Source organism: Nocardia sp. CC201C (assembly GCF_030010695.1).
In the GTDB taxonomy this organism is placed as follows: Bacteria; Actinomycetota; Actinomycetes; order Mycobacteriales; family Mycobacteriaceae; genus Nocardia; species Nocardia otitidiscaviarum.
On record NZ_JASCXP010000737.1, the window covers coordinates 1 to 1166 of the forward strand.

The 1166-nt window shown below is 66.5% G+C and carries 1 protein-coding gene and 1 pseudogene; one reads left to right on the plus strand and one right to left on the minus strand.

Annotated features, from left to right (window positions below):
* A pseudogene (gene carD / locus QK444_RS36395) lies at positions 1–181 on the minus strand (RNA polymerase-binding transcription factor CarD); the annotation flags it as partial.
* A 328-nt stretch (positions 182–509) separates the two neighbouring features.
* Between carD and QK444_RS36400 the strand changes: the two are divergent.
* Positions 510–1166 (plus strand): hypothetical protein (locus QK444_RS36400; protein ID WP_282786672.1); only part of this gene is annotated, 657 nt, incomplete at its 3' end.

Sequence of the window (1166 nt, forward strand, 5' to 3'; positions counted from 1 at the left end):
CGTCGCGAACGCCGACATATTCAGCGTTCTCGGCGGGAACCCGAACGGTGAGGTCGCCCTGTGCGACCTTCAGGACCAGATACTCCTTCTGCACACCCTTGATGGTGCGAGTTTCGATAGCTTCGATCAGCGCCGCTCCGTGGTGGGGGTAAACGACGGTGTCTCCGACCTTAAAAATCATGTGTCCCGTGCCCCTTTCGATGTTCACAGTTTAACATGCGACTCGGTAACGGCGCGATCAACGATGCAGGTCAGGGCCACAACTAGGCGGCGGCGGGGGTTGACAGAACCGATTGAGTGTGCATCTGCGTTGTGCCATAAGGAGATACCGGCCACATGCGTTCGCGCGTTCATCCCTTGGCGCATCACGCAATTCCGCATCCGCGTGTGAGCGAACCGCGCGCGATGTACGACACCGCCCCCGCGCACAGCTCCGGAAGTCGCCCACTACTCTCTTTGACTACTACTCTCCATAGTGGAGTGAGCCCGGTCGACATGGAGGACAACCCGTGACTGCCCTGAAAGCCACCACAGCGTCGAAACCGCGGCGTGCCGCGACACTGATCGCACTCGCTGCGGGCGCGGCGCTCGCGTTGACGGGCTGCAGCGCCGGCCAGATCTCGCAGACGGCGGATCAGGTCGCCGCCGTCAACGGCAACAGCGCCGACGTCGGCAAGATCGCGCTGCGCGATGTGCGGATCCTGCTGCCGCAGTCGGCGGAGTACGACAACGCCAAGGGCGGCAAGGCGCTGCTGGCGTTCAGCGCCATCAACCTCGGCGAGCACCAGAGCGACACCCTGGTCAGCATCGAGGCCCCCGACCTGGGCACCGTCCAGATCGACGGCACGGTGGAACTCGGCCCGCAGTCGACCGTGGTCGCGGGCGAGGCCGCCGGCGCCGGTGACTCGCACGCCGATCCCGCGCACTCCGACGACGCGCACGGCGCGCCCGCCGCCGACGCGCCCGCCGACGAGGTCGCCGACCCGGCCGCCGACCCGCTGAAGATCGAGATCACCGGACTCCAGCAGGACGTCACCGCGGGCCTCACCTACCCGGTGCGCTTCAACTTCAAGGAGAACGGCACCGTCCTGGTGAACGTTCCGGTCGACGCGGGCGTCGAGCTGGAGCGCGCCGTCACCGACAAGTCGCGTTCGGGCGAGGGCGGC